This window comes from Aporhodopirellula sallentina SM41, assembly GCF_000346505.1.
Lineage (GTDB): Bacteria > Planctomycetota > Planctomycetia > Pirellulales > Pirellulaceae > Rhodopirellula > Rhodopirellula sallentina.
In genome coordinates this window covers 1-22,330 of record NZ_ANOH01000206.1, presented here as the reverse complement: position 1 = coordinate 22,330, position 22,330 = coordinate 1, and the positions used below count along the sequence as shown (strand labels likewise).

At 56.1% G+C, this 22,330-nt stretch carries 14 protein-coding genes, 2 tRNA genes and 1 pseudogene; 10 read left to right on the top strand and 7 right to left on the bottom strand.

The window, feature by feature from the left end; translation table 11 throughout:
• Window positions 1–9 precede the first annotated feature (9 nt).
• The 4 genes from RSSM_RS13280 (at window position 10) to RSSM_RS13265 (ending at window position 5,590) form a co-directional block, all read left to right on the top strand.
• On the top strand, window positions 10–2,136 hold the full coding sequence (locus RSSM_RS13280; RefSeq protein ID WP_008679385.1) for a serine/threonine-protein kinase: 2,127 nt from the start codon (window positions 10–12) through the stop codon (window positions 2,134–2,136).
• Between the two features lie 545 nt (window positions 2,137–2,681).
• On the top strand, window positions 2,682–3,989 hold the full coding sequence (locus tag RSSM_RS13275) for a DUF1559 domain-containing protein (RefSeq protein ID WP_044302477.1): 1,308 nt from the start codon (window positions 2,682–2,684) through the stop codon (window positions 3,987–3,989).
• 183 nt (window positions 3,990–4,172) lie between these two features.
• Window positions 4,173–4,442 carry a hypothetical protein gene (locus RSSM_RS13270; protein WP_144059784.1) on the top strand — a complete coding sequence of 90 codons (270 nt, stop codon included), beginning with the start codon at window positions 4,173–4,175 and terminating at the stop codon, window positions 4,440–4,442.
• On the top strand, window positions 4,439–5,590 hold the full coding sequence (locus RSSM_RS13265) for a glycoside hydrolase family protein (RefSeq protein WP_144059783.1): 1,152 nt from the start codon (window positions 4,439–4,441) through the stop codon (window positions 5,588–5,590). Before RSSM_RS13270 ends, RSSM_RS13265 begins: the two co-directional genes overlap by 4 nt.
• A gap of 218 nt (window positions 5,591–5,808) precedes the next feature.
• Here the strand turns inward: RSSM_RS13265 and RSSM_RS13260 are convergent, their stop codons facing one another.
• Window positions 5,809–7,656 (bottom strand): arylsulfatase, encoded by a 1,848-nt coding sequence (locus RSSM_RS13260; protein WP_008679375.1) that lies wholly within the window; start codon window positions 7,654–7,656, stop codon window positions 5,809–5,811.
• 587 nt (window positions 7,657–8,243) lie between these two features.
• On the opposite strand from RSSM_RS13260, the gene RSSM_RS13255 reads away from it, so the two are divergent.
• Window positions 8,244–9,986 (top strand): sulfatase, encoded by a 1,743-nt coding sequence (locus RSSM_RS13255; protein ID WP_008679370.1) that lies wholly within the window; start codon window positions 8,244–8,246, stop codon window positions 9,984–9,986.
• A gap of 162 nt (window positions 9,987–10,148) precedes the next feature.
• On the opposite strand, the gene RSSM_RS13250 is transcribed toward RSSM_RS13255, so the two are convergent.
• From RSSM_RS13250 to RSSM_RS13235, 4 genes are all read right to left on the bottom strand, one after another.
• Window positions 10,149–10,925: a 3-ketoacyl-ACP reductase gene (locus RSSM_RS13250; protein WP_008679369.1), complete on the bottom strand. Its 777-nt coding sequence runs from the start codon at window positions 10,923–10,925 to the stop codon at window positions 10,149–10,151.
• A 181-nt stretch (window positions 10,926–11,106) separates the two neighbouring features.
• The gene (locus RSSM_RS13245; protein ID WP_044302476.1) at window positions 11,107–12,465 is read right to left on the bottom strand and encodes a glycoside hydrolase family 88 protein; all 1,359 of its coding nucleotides are present in this window, start codon (window positions 12,463–12,465) and stop codon (window positions 11,107–11,109) included.
• A 496-nt stretch (window positions 12,466–12,961) separates the two neighbouring features.
• Window positions 12,962–14,563 carry a mechanosensitive ion channel domain-containing protein gene (locus RSSM_RS13240; protein ID WP_008679359.1) on the bottom strand — a complete coding sequence of 534 codons (1,602 nt, stop codon included), beginning with the start codon at window positions 14,561–14,563 and terminating at the stop codon, window positions 12,962–12,964.
• A 362-nt stretch (window positions 14,564–14,925) separates the two neighbouring features.
• Window positions 14,926–14,999, bottom strand: a tRNA-Arg gene (locus RSSM_RS13235).
• 196 nt (window positions 15,000–15,195) lie between these two features.
• Here RSSM_RS13235 and RSSM_RS13230 point away from each other — a divergent pair.
• The 5 genes from RSSM_RS13230 (at window position 15,196) to RSSM_RS13210 (ending at window position 19,197) form a co-directional block, all read left to right on the top strand.
• Window positions 15,196–15,269 (top strand) — tRNA-Thr (locus RSSM_RS13230).
• Window positions 15,270–15,437: 168 nt separating this feature from the next.
• Window positions 15,438–16,769 (top strand): tetratricopeptide repeat protein, encoded by a 1,332-nt coding sequence (locus RSSM_RS13225; protein WP_008679357.1) that lies wholly within the window; start codon window positions 15,438–15,440, stop codon window positions 16,767–16,769.
• 5 nt (window positions 16,770–16,774) lie between these two features.
• On the top strand, window positions 16,775–17,893 hold the full coding sequence (gene tgt, locus RSSM_RS13220; protein ID WP_008679355.1) for a tRNA guanosine(34) transglycosylase Tgt: 1,119 nt from the start codon (window positions 16,775–16,777) through the stop codon (window positions 17,891–17,893).
• A gap of 226 nt (window positions 17,894–18,119) precedes the next feature.
• Window positions 18,120–18,374, top strand: coding sequence for a DUF1328 domain-containing protein (locus tag RSSM_RS13215; RefSeq protein ID WP_052336045.1), 255 nt, complete (start codon window positions 18,120–18,122; stop codon window positions 18,372–18,374).
• A gap of 46 nt (window positions 18,375–18,420) precedes the next feature.
• Entirely contained in the window at window positions 18,421–19,197 is a 777-nt protein-coding gene (locus tag RSSM_RS13210; protein ID WP_144059782.1) for an SDR family NAD(P)-dependent oxidoreductase, read from the top strand.
• A 237-nt stretch (window positions 19,198–19,434) separates the two neighbouring features.
• Here the strand turns inward: RSSM_RS13210 and RSSM_RS13205 are convergent, their stop codons facing one another.
• Together RSSM_RS13205 and RSSM_RS13200 are read right to left on the bottom strand one after the other, a co-directional pair.
• Complete coding sequence (locus RSSM_RS13205) at window positions 19,435–21,429, bottom strand: serine/threonine-protein kinase (protein WP_008679347.1); 1,995 nt, start codon at window positions 21,427–21,429, stop codon at window positions 19,435–19,437.
• Window positions 21,430–21,785: 356 nt separating this feature from the next.
• Window positions 21,786–22,330 (bottom strand): annotated as a pseudogene (locus RSSM_RS13200) (glycogen debranching enzyme); the annotation flags it as partial.

Genomic DNA, 22,330 nt, shown 5'->3' with positions numbered 1-22,330 from the left:
AAATAGGCTTTGACTCACCACAAAGTTCGATGGCAGGAAACGAAAGTGGTGAGTGGTTTGGATAGCCGAAAATCCCGGCGAAGCGACCGGCTCGGGTCCGTCGCACATGAGTTGTACCGCGCGTCTTTTGACGCCCAGCAGGACGAGCGGCAAGGCGAGAATCCATCCGGTGATTTGAATCCGCTCTACAACACGATACGCAAGATTCGGTCCCGATACAGCGATCCTGAATTTGCCGGCCGCGGAGGGATGAAGGAGGTTTATCGTGTCTACGATGCCAAGACCGCTCGCCACGTCGCGTTGGCGAGACCTCTGGCCAAACACGGTGACGAACACTTTGATGCGTTCTTGCGCGAGGCCCACCTGACCGCCCGGCTGCAGCACCCGAGTGTGATTGATGTCTTCGACATCGGCGTCGATGAAGAGGGCAAGCCGTTCTTCACGATGGAGTTCAAGCGAGGCCAATCGCTCAAGGGGATCATTCAGGATTTGTCAGAAGGAAAGCGGACGGAAGAGTTCCCGCTGCGAACCCGGTTGGGGTGGTTCCTGCGAATTTGCGAAGCGGTCGCGTATGCGCATTCACGCCGCGTTCTGCACCTGGACATTAAGCCGGGAAATATTCAAATCGGAGAGTTTGGGGACGCGAAACTGTGCGACTGGGGACTCGGCGTCGTTGTGCCCGACAAAAACAGGCTCCGCGATTCGGAGGTGCTCTTGGACCCCGATCTGTATGGACCGCTCTTCGTGGACGTTCGAGGCACGCCTGCCTACATGGCGCCTGAACAAAAGCGACGCCAGACGAAGAAGACCGTGTTCATGGACATCTATGCTCTCGGCTGCGTTTTGCATGAACTCGTTTTTCTCAAGCCATGCGTTGATGACGTCAAAGATGTCAGGACGGTGGATCCTGGATTGATCGCGATTATCAAGAAAGCGACTGCGGACGATCCGACGTCGAGGTACGACGACGCGCAGGCGTTGCACGATGATATATCTCGATGTTTGAACGGGTTCAGTCCTGCGGTCGAAAGTGCCAATCTGTTTCGCGAGATGGGATTGTTCTGGCGGCGTCACCGCGAGGCGTGCATGACCGTTCTCTGCGCGTCCCTGGCGTTGGCGATCTTCATCGCATACTTCGTTTGGCAACTCAACACGAGACACCAGATGGCAGAAGCCGCTCGGGTCAAGGCGGTGGAATCAGGCCTCGCCGCGCTCGCTGCGAAGGCGGAAGCGGACGAAGCAAGACTGTTTGCGGAAGACTCTTTGGCAAAGTATTTGGAGAAGAAGAACGAAGCCGAGGTGCTCGATAAGAAAAGGGAACAGTCCATCATTACTATGATGACGGGACGGGTTTGTGATATCGCTCTCGTTTCGGGATCGGGTTACTCGGAAGCCATCGAGATGGCGATCAAACATTACGATGACCTCGTCGCGGACGCGCCCGAACACAATCCGCAGCTCTGGCGGGACAAGTTTTGGTTGCACTTCCTATCGCAAGACTTCGCCGCCGCGGTAGGGTTGCTCGATGACGGCAGAAAGGTGGACGGCGATCTCGCTGTCTTGGCCCGTAAATACGCATCGCAGTGCAACGAAGAAGGTTACCTACCGGCGGAGCAGTTTTGCGACCTTTTGGTGGACCTCGTGAAGCGGAGGAGGCGGATCGCGATGGTGCATCGCATGATCGAGCTCGATCAACGTTTCCCACGGAGCATGGAGGAGCGAACGCAAATTGTTTCGCAATGGGTGCGAATCAACAACGATAGCTTGCCGGGGATTGAAGTTACCTATTTGCCATCCTCGCAATCGATCCGGTTGCACGGTCCGATCGAACGTTTAACGGTCCAGTTCGGTCTCGACCGGTTGTCGGCTGTTGTGAAGGTGAATCTGTTGCAGTCGCTGCGTCCGATCCGGTTGGATCTTCGCGAGACGGCAATCCACGACCTATCCGAGTTGGCGGAGTTGGACCTGATGCAGGTCGATATTCGACAAACTCCGGTGACCGATCTCGGTCCCCTTCGTGCGATCCGCAGCTTGAGGACGGTCATCGTTGGCAAGGACCAATTGCCAGCGAAGGTTCTGCGGAGTCTTCCGCCATGGATTGAGGTGATCGAAGAACCGAACGGTAGCTCTTTGTAGCCCGCTCGCAGTGTTCGTGCCCGCTGATCATCTTCTCTGGATTAGCGCACCGGCGTACATCCGGTGGTGAAGTGCAACTGCGAGCTGACCATTGGTCTTCGAGAGAACGCAGTTGAAAAAGGACGTCGCCAGACTTCGGAGGGGCGCCGGCCTTCGGTGCCCTGAATTCTGGCGAGTCCAGCTAAACGGATCAAACACGCCCTATCCCTCCCGGTAGCGAAACTCGCCAAGAGTTTTGGCGGTCCCCCACGACTCACCGAAAGACTTGGCGTCTTTCGCTACGGCTGCAGTGCGATCTCGCCGCTCAATTGGGGGCTCGAAGGGAATCGCTGGCTGCTTTAGGAACTAATTCGGAAAAAATTTCTTCCTGCTGTTAAGAACCGCCAAGCTCGCGCGAGTAGTTGATTGTCTGCCCTTCTCGGCGATCTGCCGGACGTGTCATTGGTGCCGCGTTTTGGCCCAGTTTCCGCAGTTGCGCGAGCTGGCTGCGTTCGTTGAGAGGGCGACGATCCATATCCCTCAAAATTATTAGTAGAGAGAAGAGCATGTGTAATCGTTCAAAGATCGCTCGGCCGGCCAGCCGGCGAGTTGCCTTCACGCTAGTGGAACTGCTGGTGGTGATTGCAATCATCGGTGTTCTCGTTGGCTTGTTGCTGCCCGCCGTTCAGGCTGCCCGCGAGGCGGCTCGACGAATGAGCTGCAGCAACAATTTCAAACAGATCGGCTTGGCTGTTCACAACTACCACTCCGCCTACAACCAGCTTCCGACTCACATGTCGGGGACCGATCGGCCCGGAGTGAACGGGGACGGTGTTAACTCGCAAACGCTGTGCAACGGAATGCGGCACAGTATTTTCGTTGGATTGCTGCCGTTCTTCGAAGCCCAAGCCTTGTGGGAGCAGGTTTCCAATCCGCTGGCGATGCGTGTCGACGGCAATGCATCCGCGACTCCCGGAAACGCCACGCTGCCTTGGATCGCGTTTGGGCCGACTCCCCAAAACGCACAGTATCCGCCGTATCTCACCGAAATCCCAACGTTGCGTTGCCCGAGTGATCCCGGGTTTGGGCTTCCCTCATTCGGAAGAACGAACTACGCCGCCTGCCTCGGAGACAGTCCATTCATGGGCGCCGCCGGAGCGTATAACAACCACTTGAACACCGCATCGCAGCTGGTGACGCAAACCCGCGCGGCGCAGCGGGGGATGTTCGTTCCACGACAAACGATGAAGTTCCGCGATGTTCTCGACGGGTTGGCGAACACGATCATGGCGGGAGAAATCGCCACCGACTTGGGCGATCGCGACGTAAGAACGACTCCTTTGGGGAACAATCCTGACGTCACGCTACGTGCGATCAACAATGTCAACGGACAGGCTGAGACTCCGGTAGGGTTTCCGAATCAATGTAACCTGAACGACGATATCGATCCGACTCGCCCGAGTTTCTGGAGAGGGCAAGGCGTCGCCGTCCAAGCATTGTCCGAACACAACATCACCGCGATGCGTGGGTTCCGGTGGGCAAGCGGCGTTCCGTTGTGCAGCGGTATGAACACCCTGTCGCCACCGAACAGCCCACTCTGTACGACGCGAAGCAATCCAGTCGGCGTGAATACCGCGGTCCGTCGTAACGGTTTTATGTCGCCTAGCAGTAGGCACGCGGGTGGTTGTCACGTTTTGTTGGGAGACGGTGCGGTGAAGTTCGTGACCGATTCCATCGACTCCGGCAATCAGAATGCCGTCCCTGTCGCTGAATTGGGAACAGGAACCAGTGCTCCTGGGTCGCAGAGTCCGTACGGTCTTTGGGGAGCTCTCGGCACCCGAGCGTCCAAAGAAGTCATCCAAGAAGAACTGTAAACTTCTCGCTGTTGATGTGGCATGAGGATCGTTCTTGGTTCTCATGCCATGCAAGAACACGCGACCGATCATTCGGCACCGCAAAGCCAGTACTGACGGTTGCTGTCTGGAAACTCGGTCGCGTGCATTTCATGGTTCGTTCGACAAACGAACGAGCCGTCCTTTCGTCCCTACGTGTTTCTGATGTCTCAAATAAATATGCGTACCGCTCTTAGTATCGTCCTTCTTCTTATGCTTCAGTTTTCCATCGGCTGTGGCGGCGACAACAAGCCAAGTCTGATTACCGAGGGTGGTGGTATGACGATCGAGGAGTTTGAAAAGATGCAGGCCGACATCCAGAAGAAAGATATTGAGCGTCGAATCGAGGAAGGTCAGCAAGGTGCGGAAGAAGAATTGGAAGAATGGGAAAAGCAACAGGAAGAGAAAGCAGCCGGAACAGGATCGGAGCAATGAAAACTGACGATACGAGCCAGCCGAAGTCTGGCATCGATGCTATCTCAACGCGGCAGCTAACTTCCCGATTGCGCGGACGTGGGAACGCGACGCTGCGTCGAGTGGCAATGGTTGTGTTCGCTCTGTGTCATTTCGTGTGGTTACCCAACGCGCATTCGGATTATCGGTTCGAATATCTTGGCAAGGCTTTGGAAGTGGAGGGAATGCATATTTGGGGAGCATCACCTGTGATCGGGCCAGATGGGCGAGTCCATCTCTTCGTCGCGCAGTGGCCCATCAACACCCAAAACAACTTCAGTGGCTGGTACAAAGATTGCGAAATCGCACACTACGTGGGTGACGATCCCGCAGGGCCGTTTGAGTTCGTTCGCGTTGCGGTATCCGATCGCGATGGCCGCTTCAACTCGCCGCACAATCCCACGGTCAAACATATCGATGGCAAGTACGTTCTGTGCTTTATTGTGAACGAAGACAATAAGCTCAAGACGCAGCGCATTGTGATGTTGATCGCGGATAGCTTGGATGATGACTGGCGGCCCGCTGCAGGTGCAGAGTCTGATGGTACGATGCTGCGGAAATCAGACGTGCCGAGCGACTGGAACTACACGGCGCGACTCGGTGTTTCCAACCCAACGCTTTTGAAGTTTCAGGGAAAGTACCTTCTCTACAACAAATCTGTTGTCAATAAGAACGTGTCCGCGCGCGGTGGTTCCTACACGTACGGGGTTGCGGTGTCGGATACGCTTGAGGGGCCATACATCCACCATCCCGAATCGGTTACCCCACTGTGGTTTGGGATCGAAGATGCGTACGCAGTTGAATTCGATAATGCGGTGCATCTCTTGACTCGAGACTTCGGCGGAAAGAAAGGATCGCACGGCGGAGGCCTTTGGTGGTCATCGAAGGATGGATTTCGGTTCGAAAAGAACAAGGTCAGGCGATCCTTTGAGCATCTGACTCACTACATCGGCAAAGAAAAACTCCAGAACGCGGCAGTGCACCGAGGAGACCTTTCCGGCCGTCTCGAACGCCCGCAATTGCTTAGCATCGACAACCAACCAGCGTATCTATATGTGGCGACAGGCACGAACGAGAACCGACGTTGCGGAAGCTGTTCGCATGTATTTCGCGTGATAGATGAAGAGTAGAGTCTTCACGTAGGTCCGTCTTTCCAAGACGGACATCCCTTGAGGTCGAGGGAGTTGATTCGGCGGAACCGCTTTAATGACCCCAGCAATCGCGTGTCGAAATCATCTCGACACCGCCGTTGCTTGGATTCCTCGCAGGAGCTTCTTTTGTGGAAACAAATGCGGCAGGACGTGTGGCGGTTCTCGGTCTTGGAAAGACCGAGCTACGTGGGGGAACACTACTTTTTTCGTCGTAGCGTTAGCAAACGAATCTCGATGCCTTGGTCGCCTTGAATTTTGCTGGCACTTAGTTGGAGTGTCCCGTGACCGGATGGCAATGTCAGGTGGCCGATGGGGAGTTGCTGCCAAGCTTTCTCGTAGCCTTCGGTTCGTGCCACGCGGTCGAAGTCGGTGGCGACGTGCCCCGGTGGAGTCGATTGGTTGACAACGGTTGATGTCGACGGGGAGGCGGCTTCGTCGGAATCGCTGGGTGTGAACGAGAGCGTCAGTTCGGTTCCGAGGGCCTGTTCGTCGCTGGCGTACCAAAGTTCCGCGTCGAAGCTGCCTTCGGCAATCACGTCAACGTCCCAGCGGATCGTATCGTCCGCGTTTGTCCAATTGGAAAAGTAGGTGCTGTTGGGGTGTCGGCTGCTGCGTCGGATTGCGCCCGTTGCGGTGGCGTCGCGCACCGGCAATTGGGTCCACTCGCTGTCGGGATGACCGACCGGGAAGGTAGGCTCTTGGTGATCACGCCGATCGTTCGACGCGGTTTCTTCTCTCCACCGGTGAAGCTTCTTTTTCAACCGCGCAACGACGACAGGGTGCTCTTTGGCGACGTCGTTCTGTTCGCCGCGGTCGCTCGAGATCTCGTACAGCGTTCCGTCCAGGTGGTATCGGTAGTGCTGCGTGCGGACGGACGCGCGTCCCTTCCAAGTCGAGAACAATGCACGATGTGGTGAATCGTGCGGTTCGGATCGGCCGGTCAGTTGATCGGCAAATGAAACGCCATCGAGTGGCCCACGCGTCTCGCCAATTTCGGCTCGGCAGAACGCGGCCAACGTCGGAAGCAGATCGATCGCACCGGCGACGGATTCAATCTCGGTCCCCGGTTGGATTTGCTTTGGCCATCGAATCAAACAGGGCGAACGCAAGCCTCCTTCGTATACTGATCCCTTCTGGCCCCGCAGCCCACCATTGAAACGGCGACCGTTCGGCCCGTTGTCGCTGAAGTACACTACCACGGTATTGTCCGCGATCTCAAGAGACTCGAGTGACTTCAGCAAACGGCCAACGTTCCGATCGATGTTCTCACACAACGCCAGGGCGGCGCGGGTATGTTGTTGGTTTTCTCGCCGGGCGTTTTCTTTCCGCGGGTCGGGAACGATGTCTTTATCAGCGAACGGAGCCCAATCGGAATCGGGAACCTGCATAGGCGAATGAGGCGTGTTTAGCGGCAGGTAAACGAAGAAAGGGGACTGACGATGTTTCTTGATAAATTCGATCGCATGGTTGGTCAGGTCGTCCGTCAGGAATCCATCGCCACGAACAATCTCGCCGTTGTGTTCGAGGATCGGAGAAAAATAGTTGCCCCAATGACCGCTGCAGAAACCGTAGAAGTCGGCAAAACCACGCGAGTTCGGATGATAGGGAGCCTGCATTCCCGAATGCCATTTTCCGTAGGCAGCAGTTTGATATCCGGCGTCGGAAAACACTTCGCCGATGGTGCGTTCGCCGAGATGGAAGCGTTCGCCACCTTGCGACGTGCTGTAGACGCCCATCCGGCTGTGGTAGCGTCCGGTCAAGAATTCCGCACGTGTTGGTGAGCAAACCGCACAGACGTAAAAGTTCTTCAGGTTCGCACCGTCGCGGGCGAGCGAGTCGATGTGTGGCGTCTTTAAGTTTGGATTCCCGTGAAGACTCAGATCGCCCCATCCTTGGTCGTCCGCCAGGATGACAACAACGTTTGGACGTTCAGTGCGAACATTCTGAGTCGAGTCGGCCGACTCGGTCGCTGCCGAACTGGGGATACCTACGGTCAACCAAAGTGACAAGGCGGCGAACGTGATGACGTTGATGGCTCGCTTCATAATTGGCCTCAATGGTGGGACTACGATGACGTGGAGGGGAGGACGGCAGGGTGTGTCGGGCTTCAACTGAGTTTCAGTTGACGTTCAGATAGGCTTCACGCGAACAATTTTCCGTGCGCCGGGGCATCGCGGTCGGATCTCTTTTGCCGCGTCACGCTCGGCACTCTATCCTAGTAGATTTTGTTTAGCGGTGGGCGAGTTGCCGCTGTTTGCCTGCAAGGGAGAGTTCTCTGTGCTGGCGTTTGAACGATCAAACGCGAGCTGTCGAGATTGCATCGACGGTTGCTCCCCATGAACGATGCGAATCCATCCGCAGGCGGAATGGTGTCGCAGAGTCGATCGAGCATTCCACAGTCTGATCCGCGTAGGTGGATTCGCCGGAATCCGGGCTTGTGCGCGGCTTCACTTGCATCACGCACAGATCGACAATCATCGGGGTGTCGATACGTCTAACCTGTTGGCCGCGTCGTTGGTGAATTGGTCTTCGTTGTCGATTCTCAACGACGCCCGGTTCGGTGCTCCGGCGCGTTGTGTTCAACGAATTGGAACGCCACCGTTTCCACCACGACTGAATTGAGGCACCTCGGATGAGATTGAGATTCGCGATTTGTTGGGCCGTGCTGCTGTTCGGCGTTTTGGATTCGCGACATTCGCTCGCGGACGCTCCGCCGAACGTTCTCTTTATCGCGATGGACGATCTCAACGATTGGATCGAGTGCCTCGGTGGGCACCCTCAATCGATCACGCCGAACCTGAATAGGCTCGCGGAGAGTGGTGTGTTGTTCAACAACGCGCACTGTCCCGCACCCGCGTGCAACCCATGTCGGTCGGCGATCTTTACCGGTCGAGCACCTAACCGCAGCGGAATGTATGACAACCGGCAGCAGATGCGAGAGATCATGCCGGAGGAGGTGTTGATCCCTCAGTACTTCCGCGAGAACGGTTATTTCGCAACCGGTTCAGGCAAGATGTTGCACTATTTCATCGACGCACAATCGTGGGATGAGTACTACCCGGCGAAGTCGACCGAAAATCCGTTGCCGCGATCGGCTGAACCAACTCAACGTCCCGCGAGTCTGCCACGCGGCGGCCCATGGCAATACGTCGATACCGACTGGGCAGCATTGGACGTGACCGACGAAGAGTTCGGTGGCGATTACGCGACCGCCGACTATGTGTCGCAGCAGTTGGCGAAGGATCATAAGAAACCGTTCTTCCTCGCGTGTGGGCTCTACCGACCACATGAACCATGGTTTGTGCCGAAGAAGTATTTCGAACCGTTCCCGTTGGATCGCATTGAACTGCCTCCCGGATACAAGGCAGACGATCTGGATGACGTTCCGGCCGTTGGTGCGTCTGCGGCCCGAAACCGATACTTCGCACACATCGTCGAGCAAGGTCAGTGGAAGCAAGGTATCCAGGGCTATCTCGCGTCCATTCATTTCGCCGACGCGATGTTGGGGCGTGTGTTGGACGCGCTCGAGGCGAGTCCCCATGCCGACAACACGATCGTCGTGTTGTGGTCCGATCACGGTTGGCAACTCGGCGAGAAAGAACACTGGCAAAAATACACGCCATGGCGCGCGGTCACCCGAGTTCCGCTGATGATCCGAGTGCCCAAAGGAGTCTCCAACACCTTGCCGAAGGGGACGCCAACCGGAGCTGTTTGCGACGCACCGGTCAACCTTCTCAGCCTCTATCCTACTTTGGTTGACTTGTGTGGTTTGCCTGATAAGTCCGAGATAGATGGGCCGAGTTTGCTGCCGCTGCTCGACGACCCAAGTGGCCCCGAATGGCCCCATCAAAGTATCACGTATTTGTCGAAACCGGGCAGTTACAGCGTCAACGGAAGAACGCATCAGTACATCCACTACCACGACGGCAGCGAAGAGCTCTACGACTTCGTAAACGACCGCTACGAGTGGACAAACCTCGCGACCGATCCGGAGTCGAGCGAGTTGCTCGCCAAGTTCCGGGCTTTGTCTCCGACCGAGTTCCATGAACGCGTCGAGCCATCAGTCGACTCACTCGCGAAGTTGAAATGGAAACCGAGTGACGGTTCTGACCTTCCGGTGTCCAAGCCAGACGGGAATGCGTTCTCGATCTACTTCACGAATCGACGAGATGTTGCCGTCGAGGTTTGCTTGGTCGATTCGACCGGCACGGTGATCCCAAAGATTTCCGTGGACGCGGGAACACGCGGCAAACAGAAGTCGCGTCCCGGTGAGGTGTGGCTCATTCGTGCGAAGGCGACCGGCGATGATCTGGGGTACTTCGTCGTCGATGACCGCACCGCCGAAGCGATCATTCCGGTCGCCAACGGGACATAAAGCTGCCACCCGTCGATTTTAAAAGCGTTCCGGTAATCTCGATCAACTAATATGCCGGCGGGGTTTGCCCGGATCGTCGGATGCGAACCATGGCTAACAACGATCGGCTGAGTTCGAAATCCCGAAGTCGAGCGGCAACGGTGACCTGAATCTTCAAGCGATCTAAAGTCGATTCAGTGTGAGGCCGCCGTCGACGTAAACGACTTGACCGGTCGCATACGGCATGTCGCCACGAGCCATCGCGGCGGCGAGTTTGCCGATGTCTTCGGGGAGGCCCCAACGCTTTTCGACCAACAGTTCCGTGTTATTGATCAGGTTGTCGTACTTCTCAGTCACGCCCGATGTCATGTCGGTTTTGATGATTCCTGGACGAATTTCGTAGACCGGAATCGCGAATTCGCCGAGGCGTGCAGCGAACAGAGAGCTCATCATCCCGAGCCCGGCTTTCGAGACGCAGTAGTCGCCGCGGTTGGGGGAGACGACGGTCGCGGAGATCGAACCGACGTTAATGATGCAGCCTGCAAACGATTCGTCAGATGACTTCTGTTCGATCATCCAGTTCGCACACGCTTGGGTGAGAAAGTACGGGCCTTGCAGGTTGATCTTCATCACCCATTCAAAACTCTCTTCTGACGCGTCAAGGATGTCGGCGCGTACTTTGGGGGCGACCCCAGCGTTGTTAACCAACACATCGAGCCGGCCGAAACGATCTCTAATCTGAGCCAACATTGTGGCGCGGTCATCGGCGGACGAAACGTCTCCGGCGCAGTACAAAACCTGCGCCCCGTGCGCTTCGAGGGCCGTGATCGCGTCGCTGACTTTGGACGCATCCGATCGACCGCTGAGGACGAGATCGAAACCATCGGCTGCGAGTTTTTCGCAGATTCCCAACCCGATACCACGGCCACCACCGGTGACGAGTGCGACTTTCTTTTTCATGTTGTTGCTTTCGGGGAGTTGATGTCTTTAAAATCGCCCACGCGGATGAGAACGTACCCGCGAACTCATCTGCCCGGCTACGCTCGTCAGGTGCGGTGAGTGTAAAACGGTCCGATGCCTGATGGCTCATCGAACCTTGGTTGTTCGGCGATCGCCCGCAGGACCACGTGAACGCGAGTCGTTACTTCTGCAGATAGAACGTGTAGTAAGGATCGTCGTTGATCAATCGCTGCAGGTACAACGCTGCTTCGCGAGCGTGGTAATCGCCCCACATGCATGACTCGCCGCATGGAACCGATTGGCCTGCGGGAATGTGATCCCAACCGTTCGGGCGGTGATAAACTGAATGGAGAATCAAACCTTGGTGGGCCGCATCGAGACTGAGGTATTTGTCGCTCAGCAACGTCTGCATCACCGTCAAACCTGCCGCCGTGTATTTCTCGTCCCCTAAATATCGGCCGAGTCGCATCAGCCCCTGGGCACCGATGGCGGCTGCGGAAGAGTCGACCGGTTCGGCTGTGTTGAACGGTTCCGACTCTCGGTCGTAAACATCGCTGCCGAGTTGATATAGGTTCGGGGCACCGGTGTCCCAGTACGGGATACCGTCGGTTGGCGTGTTGGCGATGAAGAAGTCGCAAGTCGCTTTGGCCATCTTCACGAAGAACGCTTCGACCGATTCGCGGCCGCCGAGCGGTTCGAGTTCGGAGTCGTCGATTGTCTTTAAGAACTCGAGTTGTTCGGCGGCGCCGGTCATGATCCAGGCCAACCCGCGAGTCCACGTGGTGAACGGGGAGAAGCCTTGTTGCGAGTTCGGGCAACGGTAGTTGCCGTCGTTCAGGTTGAAGACGCTCTCGTGCGCGGTGCGGCCCCATTCGTCGTAGTAGTCGCGTCCTTCGCCGTAATAGACGGCATAGTCAGCGGTCGTTTTTGCGTGTTGAACGAGGCGTTCGAGGAGACTGGTCTTTTTATCGTTCTCGCCCATCACGGCGTGGCCGAGTTGGTGTCCGACCGCTAGCGAACGCAGCGAGCGGATTGTGTCGGCGAACAGCGAGTGAGGGCCGTTGAACGAATAGATGTAGCCGCCGTTGGGAAGTTGCGTCCATCGCTTGGCCTGGACGGCGCTGGATGCCTGGAGCGTGATGACGTAGAAGTTGCGTTCCCACTCGTTCTCGGGAATGCGGCCTTCGTTCATCAAACGCAACAGATTGCCGTACGTGCTGACGTTGTTGAAGCCATGATCGTGAACGCCAAAGTGCGTCACGTGCGGTGCCATCTTGGAAACGGTGGCTTGCCTTCCCATGTTCAGGAATGATTCGTCACCGGTTGCATCAAACTGAAGGATCGCCGAGCCGTATTGAAAACCCTGGGTCCATTCCGTCCATCCGCGAGTCGTGTATTTCCCTTCGACGGTGAAGACCGGCGAACCTTGCGACGCGTCGTACTCACGATCGATCAACTCGATCTTCTGGCCCGAGACTTCCCAAAACCGGTCCAAACTCTTTTTTAAATCAGATGGCTGGATTGACGTGTTCGGTTTCATTCAGGTGGCCTTCAAGTAGTGGGGAAACGATTGGGATCGCGGGCTGTTTTTTATCTCGCATCACTTCATCGCGTATCGCGGTCACGAAATTCCTTTTGCGACGGTTCGGCGATCGGCTATGCACAAAAGGCAAACGCCGTGCACAAAAGGCAAACCGGGCCGCCACCAACGAACCGTTGACGCGAGGGAAGCCGTCGATCCGAGAGAAGCCATCGATGCGAGGGGAGGAAATGATGCCGCGAAACGGTTGCCCTTGATGAACGAATGCCCGCGATATTTGCGAGGTCGCTGGTCTATACACGGCATTTTTTACTAACTGTCGCCGGCGCTGCCTACTGCGCTAACACCGCGATTTCGGAATTGACGGCGCATATCGGCCCCGTTGGTTAGAAGGGCACCACTCAGAAGGCCGCCGAGCAGTACGTGAGTCGCGGTAAGCCGCGTTTCGCTGTCGCCGCACGATTCGTCGCCCGGGCACACTCGTTTCACACGTAGGCTACTTGTCGCCTTCGGAGGTTGCGGTTTGATAGACGTGGACATCTTGCTGAGGGAACGGGATCGAGATGCCTGCTGCGTCAAATCGTCGCTTTACCTCCCGAGTGACATCGGTTTTGACCTTCCACCAATCCGAGGTCGCTGCCCACGGACGGCAAACGATATTGACAGACGAATCCGCCAAGGCATGTGTCACGACAACCGGTTCAGGTTCGTCGAGTACGGAGTCGTGAGCTTTGACCACCTCGGTGATGATCTGTTCGGCTTGCTCGAAATCGTCGCTGTAACCGATGCCGAATTCCATGTCGACGCGCCGTTTGTCGTTCGCCGTGATGTTGGTGATCACGTTGTTCCAAATTTCATTGTTGGGAACGTAGATCGTTTGGTTGTCGAAGGTGTGAAACGTCGTCGAGACCAGGTTCATCTGGTGCACAGTGCCGGTAACACCACCCGCGTTCACTACATCGCCGACGTCGAACGGACGGTTCACCAAAATCATCAAACCGCTGGCAAAGTTGCTGAGCGTGTCTTGCAATGCCAAACCGACGACCAAACCGGTCGCACCAATCGCCGCGATGATCGGCGCGATATCGACTTCCAGCGCGGTGAGTGCGACTGCGAAGCCGACTGCCAACAGAACGTTGCGGATCGTGTTGGCGATCAAGCGTTCGGCGAGTTGCGAAAGATGGATCTTGCGATCGAGCAACCAGTTCACACCGCCCGACAAAATCTTCGAGAGCAGATAGGCAATGACCAGGATCAGTACGAACTTAATGATGTTCCACGCCCATCGCTGCCCGCCTTCCTTGGACCCAAACCAACCAACGACCGTTGACCACACCGCTTCCGCATCGGTTGTATCGAGTTCGACTCCGGATACTGCGGTGATGTACTGCCGGTACGATTCGGTGTCGCCTCCTTTTTCTTCCCATGAATTGAGCACGATGGTGAGTCGGTCGCTGAGCGAGGTGCGTTGATCTTGCAGTTCTGCGATGTCTTCGAGCAGTTGCGTCTTCATCTCCGCGGCATCTTCGGCAGGTGTGTGTGCGGATGCATCGGTAGTTTGCTCAGCAGGCGTTTCTGCCGGACTCTCGGTGGTGGCTTCATCTGCGTCCGCCGTCGTTTCGGAATCGCTTTGCGCTTCCGAGGCGGGATCGGGGGAAGCTTCGTTCGGTTCACTGTCGATTGTGTTCCGTGCGGCTTGGACGATTTTGTCTTCGGTGTTCTTGGCGACCCGGTCGGCCAATGCCCGAACTTTCTTTGCCTCTTCAAGCGACTCGGTCGCGACCTCGTTGTCCTCAGCGACGATCGCTTTGCTGGTCTTGCGGACCCCGAGTTTGACCGCTGCGATTTGCCGAGCTTTGGATTTCAGCAGGTTAAACCAAGCGTCCGCTTCGACCGCAAGCTCTTCTTGAGTCAGCGGTTTGACCATCACCTGCAAATCCTCCAACGGCACGTTCGGATCCGAAGTCGTCAGTGGTGCCGGTTTCGCAGGTTGGCTATCCTCAGCCATGCAAGGCAGGGCGAATGCAGTCGAAAAGCAAACGAGGAGCATGGCAACCGCATGAACGCGGGTGTGGAAAGCAAAGTGGTTCCAAGTCATCGGTTGGCGTTTCCTTTTAACAAACAAAGCGTGGGTGGCACGAGAGGGGGGCGGCAGGATTGGAAGGTCCATTCGATTATCAACTTTTCCGGCGATCGCAACACCAGCGACTTCACCCTCCATCCGGGAGGGTCGGCCCGCTTCGGGCCGGGGAGGGTTTTGCGCTGGATTGCATGCTCCGGCCTCCCCTCGCTCGAACCTCCCAGAGGGAGGGTGAAGGTTGTAGGTTTTGGTGGGCAGGCAAATCTGCTCCGCCCCCGAAACGCTCCTGAATTAGTCCGCACGAAATGACGAGCGAGACCCTTTCGGCTATCTGTCGGCGCACAAAAAAAGCCGGCTGCGGGTTGCAGTCGGCTTGGGAGTACACCCCACTGGATTCGAACCAGTAACCTTCGGTTTCGTAGACCGATGCTCTATCCAGTTGAGCTAGGGGTGCCGTTGAGGCGTGGAAGAGTAAAGATTCCACTTTGGCTTGGCAAGGGGGATGTGGCCGTTTGTGTGAAATTTTTAATAAGCTCCATAGCGGTCCGGCGGCGTGGGGGGCGAGGGGTGCGATGCGAGGGGTGATCGTAGGGGTTTTAGGGACCGCTTGACGTGTTCGCCGGGATGTCGATAATCTGTCCGAAACAGTCGCCAGCGTAGCTTCAATTGGCAGAGCATCGCATTCGTAATGCGAGGGTTGCCGGTTCAAATCCGGCCGCTGGCTTAAACCTGTCGATTCACTGTTCCCCGCATTGTGTCGGGGCGTGATCTTCTCGGCAGTGTCTTTCTCGGGGCGTTCCTGCTCTCTGGATCCGTAAAATCTGTTCGTCGATTGATTGGCTGACTTGTCGCCGTTTTCTCGCGAAGTCTCCTCCGTATAGGAATCTCACTTATGAGCGAAGTCGATCTCGAAGTGCTCGACTTGAAACAAATGGTCTTGGCTAGCAACGCGTTCGGCCCGAACGACGTCGCTGAGATCCGCAAGGCCGTGACTGAAAACTACGGCCATTTCAGTGAACTGAGAGATGCGACTCAGGAGATGGAGCAGGACACCGCTCTGACTCCCGCCAACCGCACGAAGATGGGCGTCTGCCAGTTCTTGCTGGGCCGGTTCAGCGACGCTCTGGAAACATTGTCGTCGGCCGACGGCAGCGCGATGGCGTTGTTCTACGGTGCTCGATGCCGTTTCGAACTCGGTCAATATCAAGAGTCGATCGAAGCCTACGAGAAAGCCAAGGTTTCCGGCTACAACGAAGACCAGTGCAAAATCGGAATCGCCGAAGCGAAACGCTACGCAGGCGAAATCGAGGAAGCAATGGCGATTCTCGACGACATCTTCGGACCAGCCGAACAAACCGCCGACTACATGTACCAACGTGCCGCCACTGCGGCGTTAATCGGTGGCCGCATGGAAGAAGCCATCAACCTTTACCAGCGTGCGGTCGCAACCGACGAGAATCACGCCGGTGCCCTGTTCGGTTTGGCTCTTGAAAACGACCGGTTGGGCAACGATGACGAAGCGTTGCAGTTGTACGAGCGAGCCGCGAAAGCATTCCCGACCGGACTCGGTGCGTTGACAAACCTCGGCGTGATGTACGAGGATCGCAACGAGTACGATAAGGCACAGATGTGCTACAAGCGAATCCTGGATTGCTTCCCCGGCCATCCGCGGACCGCGTTGTACATGAAGGACGCGTCGGCAACGGGCAACATGCTCTACGACGAAGAAGCCCAACGCCGCAACGACCGTTTGGCTCAAATCCTCAACATGCCGGTCTCGAACTTCGAACTCAGCGTTCGCAGCCGTAACTGTCTGCAAAAGATGGGCATCGAAACCATCGGCGAACTGACTCGGCACACCGAACAGGAATTGCTCGGAAGTAAAAACTTCGGCGAGACCAGCTTGGTCGAGATCCGCGAAATGCTGTCTCAGAAAGGGTTGTCGCTCGGCCAGTTCGCTGGCGAGAAGAAGAGCAACGATCCGCCAATCGATACTTCGCACATGTCCGCGGACGAGCAAGCGTTGCTCGAACGGCCGATCGCGGACCTGAACCTGTCGGTGCGTGCCCGTAAGTGCATGACTCGATTGCAAATCAACACCATCGGCGAACTGATTCGCAAGACCGGTGACGACATGCTCGAGTGCAAGAACTTCGGCGTGACCAGTCTGAATGAGGTTCGCGAGAAGCTCGGCGATCTCGGATTGAAAATGCGTGGCGATTGATCGGAGTGTTTCGCTTCGATCTGCAACACGAAAGCAACGGTGCCCGTCGAGGTGTGTTCCGCACGCCTCGCGGCGACGTTCAGACCCCAGGTTTCATGCCCGTTGGCACCGTCGGCACGGTGAAGGGGCTGACGATCGATCAAGTCGCCGCGACCGGCGCCGACATGATCCTTGGAAACACCTACCACCTGCGTTTGCGGCCCGGTCATGAGACCGTCGCTCGGCTCGGCGGGCTGCATAAAATGTGCGGTTGGGATGGACCAATCCTTACGGATTCAGGTGGCTTCCAAGTCTTCTCGCTCGGGGCCCTGAACAAGGTCACCGAACAGGCGGCGACATTTCGGTCGCATCTCGATGGCTCGAAGATTGAGTTGACGCCCGAGCACTCGATCGAAATTCAACAGGCACTCGGCAGCGACGTCGCCATGGTGCTTGATCACGTGATCGCGTTGCCGGCAGAGCAGGCTGTTGTCGAAGATGCGTTGGCGCGATCAATCCGCTGGGCGAAGCGGTGTCGCGATGCGGCAGACCGTCCCGAGCAGGCTTTGTTTGCGATCGTCCAAGGCGGTTTGGATCCAGAGCTTCGTCGTCAGTGTGCCACCGAACTCGCGACGATGCCGTTCGAAGGATTCGCAGTTGGTGGGCTCAGCGTCGGAGAAGCACCGGAGGAAATGTACGCGACCACTGCGGTCACCACGGTGCATCTGCCCGTGGACAAGCCCCGGTATCTCATGGGCGTCGGAACCCCTCGTGACTTACTCGAGAACATTGCCCGCGGGATCGATTTGTTCGATTGCGTTATGCCGACCCGCAATGGCCGCAACGCGTTAGCCTTCACTGACGATGGGCCGATCAAGCTTCGCAACGCAGTCCATCGCGAAGACACCCGTCCGATAATGGAAGATTGTCCGTGCCTCGCATGTCGACATAGCCGCGGTTATCTGCGGCATCTCTTTAACGCCAATGAAATGTTAGGCCCCATTTTGTTGTCGCATCATAATCTCACGTACTACGGAAACTTGATGCGTCAAACGCGTCAAGCGATCGAGGAAGATCGGTTCCATGCCTTTGCCGCCGGCAAACTCCGGGGTTGGGGATATGAACCGATGGATGCGGTTGCGTAAAAGCGTTTCCGAAGCCCCGTCTTCTCAATTAAAAGCGGTCTGATAATTCACGTGTCTGGTCGCGGCAGGTGAATTTGACAGATTTCAGGCCACCGATGTTTGGCGACATCTCTTTTTAGGCCACTCGATCCCAGCAATCTGCCCGCATTCGGTCTGCCGTTAAGCGGGAATCGGTGTTCTCGGGACCTGTGTTTCGCCGAATTTGCGACGGGCATCGTTTTTTGGCATGGCAATCGCGTCAGCACGAAACCATCTTCGCGGGATCGTGATGGTCACGAGAACGCGGTATTACCTTTCAATTTTGGAGATTGCCATGTTGGGCTGGGCTTTGACTTTTCTGATTGTTGCTTTGATCGCCGGTGTGCTCGGATTCGGTGTTGTTGCCGGGACCGCGGCCACGATTGCGAAGGTTCTCTTCGTGGTGTTCTTGGTGCTGTTCGTGGTAGGACTGTTGATGGGGCGTCGCGGACCAGTTGCCTGATTCGCGGAAGACCAAACACAGTTTTACTTAACTTTGGAGAAACATGATGCCAACGACACTCATTACCGGTGCATCGTCCGGGATCGGGCGAGACCTCGCACAACTCTTTGCGAAGGGAGGCGATGATGTCGTCTTGGTTGCTCGTAGCGAAGACAAACTCGTCGAGCTAGCTCGTTCGATTGAAGACGAATGTCACGTCAGCGCCACGGTCCTCGTGGCTGATTTGTCGGATCCCAACGCGATCGATCAACTGTGCAATCAACTCAATGAACGGAATATCCATGTTGACAATCTCGTCAACAACGCTGGGTTTGGTGCGTTGGGGAAATTCTCCGAGTTGTCGGTTGACCGGCAAACCGACATGTTGATGGTAAACGTTGTCGCGCTGACACGGTTAACGCGTCGGTTGCTACCGTCGATGTTGGAACGAGGTCGAGGCGGTGTGTTGAACATCGGTTCGATCGCGGCGCACCAAGCGGGACCCAACATGTCGGTCTACTACGCGAGCAAAGCCTACGTGTTGTCGTTCACTGAAGGGCTTCGCGAGGAGCTGCACGGCACGGGATTGCACGTGACCTGTTTGGAACCCGGACCGACTGAAACTGGGTTTGGCGAAGATTCCGGAATGGGACGTTTGAAGTCGTTCTCCACGCAAGCCATGTCTGCCGCCCAAGTCGCGCAGTCGGGGTACGATGGCTACCAAGCGAACGAAGACGTTGTGATCCCAGGATGGAAGAACCGGTTGTTGGTCACCTCAACGGGGTTCATTCCACGCGGTATTACGCGCAAGGTCGTCGCGAAAATGCAGGGTGCCTACGAGTAGGATGGGGCGTTTATCGGCGGCATTCAACGTGATGTGACGAGGGTGTCTGGTTTCGGTGGGCTGAATTTTGTCGAATCCAGGGTCGCAGGTTCGGCACGTCAAATTTTCGAATTTAGCGGGGTAGCGAAACTCGCCAAGAGTTTCGGCAAGCGGTCGAAGACGCCGAAAGTCTTGGCGACTTTCGCTACGGGTTGTGGCAGATTTGTCGTGCTAAATGGATACGGATTGCGGGCTTGGTTAGTCGAGGACGAGTTCGTCGGTTGACATGTCTCGTTTGATACGGATTAACCGATCGATATCCGCGCTCAGTTCATTCGGATCGTCGATGTATCTGCGTCCACGGCATCGGTGCAAAAGATCGACTTCGAAATCAACGAACTCTTGATGAGCGAGTCTCCCAAATTGCGGCGTGCCGGATTCGTCATGAATTTGTTCGCTGGAGAGGACCTCCCGCAGTGCGTCAGGGGAACGCAACAGCTTTTCCACCTCCAAGGCTGACATGGTTCGGTTTCGATGTCGCATACTGCCGAGCAGCAAGCTCGAGGACAAAAAGAGAAAGTCCGAAATCTTGTCCAGCGGTTCGTGAATCGTTCCGTAGGAGTCAAGGTCGATTGCTTTGAGTTGACCGCGACGGCTCACCATGATGTTGCCGTTCTTCAGGTCGTTGACCGCGTAGCCGAGTTCGTGAACCTTTTCGACCCATAGCAGGATGCTGGTCAGCAGTTCTGCGTATTGCAGCAGGTTGGGCTGTGCGATGAACGGCAGCGTGATGCGTTCCCGTCGCCAACCTTCGCCGTGCGATTCCTTAATGCGTTGTTCATAGTCCTCGCGTCGTGATTTTTCGTCTCGACCGGGACGCGGTTTGTTCATGAAGCTCGAGTGTTCTCGTCCGGTAACACCGATGAGGTTGTCCAGCGTGTCTCCATCGACTCGCTGTAGAATGTGGTAGTTGTTCCCCATTCCCGGAATTTGTCCGGCATCGAACAGTCGGATGATGTGCGGCGACCTGGCGAGGTCTCTGCCGATACGAATCATCGACGCTGAGTCACGGATCGACTTCGCTTCGTCTTCCTTAACAGACCGGTCGACTTTGATCGCGACACGCAGCGGCAGTGATGGATTGGCTTGGTTCAGCGCGTCGTAAACGCGGCCAAATTCTCCTGAACCGAGTTGCGACAACAGGGTGTAGCCCATCGATTTCATCGGCTTGGCTATTCGATTCCACGCCTTCTTGTCGCTCTTGTTAAGGATGCCATATCTGCCGATTTCCGGGGCGTCGGTCAGGATACGGTCCTTCTTTCGTTTGTATTTCATTGCCCGCATTGTGTCAGTGACGTCAGGCATGATGCCGCTGATCCCGAGCCGCAGGTATTTCTCGTCAACATATTCGCGAGCAACGAGTTCGACGATGTCCTCGTGTTCTTTGAATAGTTTGTAGTCGAAGAGCATCGAACCGAGTCGGTTGAGCATCCGGAAGTACGGGTGGTCGTCGATCAGGTGATTTTGCGGGATGCCGGTCTGTTTGCTGATCAGTTTTTCGTTGACTTTGCCGGCTTTGGTCGGAACGAGCCTTCCATACGACATCCCTTCATAGAGCAGCGGTGTCAGCAGTGGCAGTGACTGTGCGACAACACGTATCTTTTCGAAAAAACGATCTCGCGGGTGATTGTTGTACGCCAGCCGAGAGAGGATCCGTCCATGCAATGCCAATGTGTAACCGAGACGTTCGTCGTTGGATTCGCAATCTGCAACACGTGATTGAATCTTGGCGACTTCGTTCGCGTTGCAAACGATGGAGGTCGTCGAGCGACCCATCTCACGCGTCACGTGCGAGGGAATTTTCGAACTTAGTCGCAGTTCGAGCGGCTTCTCTCGGTTCGACTCGTTCTCAAAGATGGCTTCGTGAAGACTCTCCAATAGCATCGGCCGTTTCGCGAGTCGTTTGCAAACATCGCGATGTGTTTTGTTCAGAAGGTCGGTTAGCGGCTCCGCGTTTTCATCAAGAGGTTCGAATCGAAGCGTTTCGCTCTCAGGTTCCCATCGAATCAGAGCGCGTGTCTTGTTTTTGTAGCGTTCTTCGGGAGTTTGGCTGAGGTAGTCAATCCAATTTCGTGCGTCTCCCGTGAAAACCGTGGCAGACAACTGGGTGCGAACTCGGCGTTCTTCGAGTCCCTGATGAGCGTCAAATTCACCGGGGGAGAACCAATCGATGACGTCTGAGACCAACCCCATGGTTCACCTATGCACTGCTGCGAAAGAATCGTGGCTGCCCGCCTAGAAGTGGACAGAAATCGAGCCTACCCGAAAACCTCGATAGACCCAATAGCTAGCGGGCGTTGGCCTCGGTTGTCCCAAACGAACCGCGGCTAGCGCGTTTTTGATAATCACGTAGCCGATATCGCCCGATTTCGGTGGTATGAACTCGGGTGAGTTCATCCTCTGGAATCGGACCCATCAAACTTCAAAATGCGCTCATGCCGATCGGCTGCGAAGTGTTCGGATAGATTCTTAGGATAAACGCAAACGATTCGTTAATGCAGGGGGCACCAATGCTGCAGTTCCGGCAGTCTGATTGGGGGTGTGAACGTTTAGGATCCCTCGCAGTGCTTATACAGCATGACGACCGAGCGATCCGCGACCCGGTAAGATTGCTGGTTCCATTCGGGAGCCTCGTTCCAAGGAGAGATGTCTTCGGGGGAATCCAATGATGTGTCGATCCATCGGCGCCAGGGATTATTGTTGGAATTGGGAAGTTCAAACTGCAGCGGTTCCCAGTAGGCGTTAAGAATCAGATGAAAAATGAGCCCCTGTCGTTTAAGCATTCCGCCAAACGCGACCGCGTGCGAGTCTTCTCCCCAGTCGGGTTCGTTGAGCTTCACACCATGCCAGGCTTTTTGTGCCTCGCGTAGCATGTCGACAAGGCTGACGCGTTGATTCTCGACGTACATGCTGCGTTGACTGCGTTGTTTGCATAAGAGTGCGAAGAAACGTCGTACGTCGGCATGTCGTTCGAGGTCGTCCCAGTCGAACCAACTCAGTTCGTTGTCTTGGCAATAGGCATTGTTGTTGCCATGCTGCGTCCGGCGAACTTCGTCGCCCATCAGGAACATCGGCACTCCGAGGGAAAACATCG

Coding starts and splice junctions, on each gene's coding strand:
- RSSM_RS13255 (WP_008679370.1), top strand. CDS start 8,244: ATGAGATTGAGATTCGCGATTTGTTGGGCCGTGCTGCTGTTCGGCGTT.
- RSSM_RS13275 (WP_044302477.1), top strand. CDS start 2,682: ATGTGTAATCGTTCAAAGATCGCTCGGCCGGCCAGCCGGCGAGTTGCC.
- RSSM_RS13225 (WP_008679357.1), top strand. CDS start 15,438: ATGAGCGAAGTCGATCTCGAAGTGCTCGACTTGAAACAAATGGTCTTG.
- RSSM_RS13205 (WP_008679347.1), bottom strand. CDS start 21,429: ATGGGGTTGGTCTCAGACGTCATCGATTGGTTCTCCCCCGGTGAATTT.
- RSSM_RS13215 (WP_052336045.1), top strand. CDS start 18,120: ATGGCAATCGCGTCAGCACGAAACCATCTTCGCGGGATCGTGATGGTC.
- RSSM_RS13245 (WP_044302476.1), bottom strand. CDS start 12,465: ATGAAACCGAACACGTCAATCCAGCCATCTGATTTAAAAAAGAGTTTG.
- RSSM_RS13240 (WP_008679359.1), bottom strand. CDS start 14,563: ATGACTTGGAACCACTTTGCTTTCCACACCCGCGTTCATGCGGTTGCC.
- RSSM_RS13270 (WP_144059784.1), top strand. CDS start 4,173: ATGTCTCAAATAAATATGCGTACCGCTCTTAGTATCGTCCTTCTTCTT.
- RSSM_RS13260 (WP_008679375.1), bottom strand. CDS start 7,656: ATGAAGCGAGCCATCAACGTCATCACGTTCGCCGCCTTGTCACTTTGG.
- RSSM_RS13265 (WP_144059783.1), top strand. CDS start 4,439: ATGAAAACTGACGATACGAGCCAGCCGAAGTCTGGCATCGATGCTATC.
- RSSM_RS13250 (WP_008679369.1), bottom strand. CDS start 10,925: ATGAAAAAGAAAGTCGCACTCGTCACCGGTGGTGGCCGTGGTATCGGG.
- RSSM_RS13210 (WP_144059782.1), top strand. CDS start 18,421: ATGCCAACGACACTCATTACCGGTGCATCGTCCGGGATCGGGCGAGAC.